Consider the following 626-nt stretch of genomic DNA (forward strand, 5'->3'; position numbering starts at 1 on the left):
CCGGTGAACTTGTCCACCGTGCCGCCATAGCGCCGCACGACCGCCCCCGCGACCGTGACCAGCTCGGTCATGATCTCGCGCAACCGCTCCGGGCCCACCGCCGCGGCGATGTCCATCGAATGCACGACGTCGGCAAACAACACGGTGACCTGCTTGTATTCCGCCCGGGTGGGCGACACTGAAGATCCGCACTCGTCGCAGAATTTCGCGGTCGGGCGCAGCTCCGCGTCACACCTCGCGCAGGTCACCGCGGCCGTCATCGGCCAAGGATAGGGCAATCGGAACCCGGTTTTGCGGATAAGTGTCGCCGGGCGGCGGCATGGGTGATTATGGGGGGAAATTTTGACGGTGCAGGAGATCGGTGGATGGTTAGCCCGGGCAGCGAGGCCACCGGCCGGTGTGGGCTGTGCGGCAACGACCTGCGGCCCAAGGCCCGTTTCTGCGATGCCTGCGGCTCGCCCGTCACACCCAGAACGGCCAGCGGCGAACACAAACAAGTGACGGTCCTGTTCGCCGACGTCGTCGGCTCGATGAAGCTGGCGGTTGCGCGAGATCATGACCGAGCTGGTCACGGTCGCGGGGGCGGTCGTGCGGCGCTATGGCGGCACGGTGGACAAGTTCACCTG

1 protein-coding gene and 1 pseudogene are annotated in these 626 nt (G+C 66.6%); one reads left to right on the forward strand and one right to left on the reverse strand.

The window, feature by feature from the left end:
* A partial coding sequence (locus A5673_RS09765; protein WP_197518312.1) for a zinc-ribbon domain-containing protein occupies window positions 1-260 on the reverse strand: 260 nt, incomplete at its 3' end.
* A 105-nt stretch (window positions 261-365) separates the two neighbouring features.
* On the opposite strand from A5673_RS09765, the pseudogene A5673_RS29960 reads away from it, so the two are divergent.
* A pseudogene (locus A5673_RS29960) lies at window positions 366-626 on the forward strand (hypothetical protein); the annotation flags it as partial.

It is taken from the genome of Mycobacterium sp. E3198, assembly GCF_001667015.1.
Lineage (GTDB): Bacteria > Actinomycetota > Actinomycetes > Mycobacteriales > Mycobacteriaceae > Mycobacterium.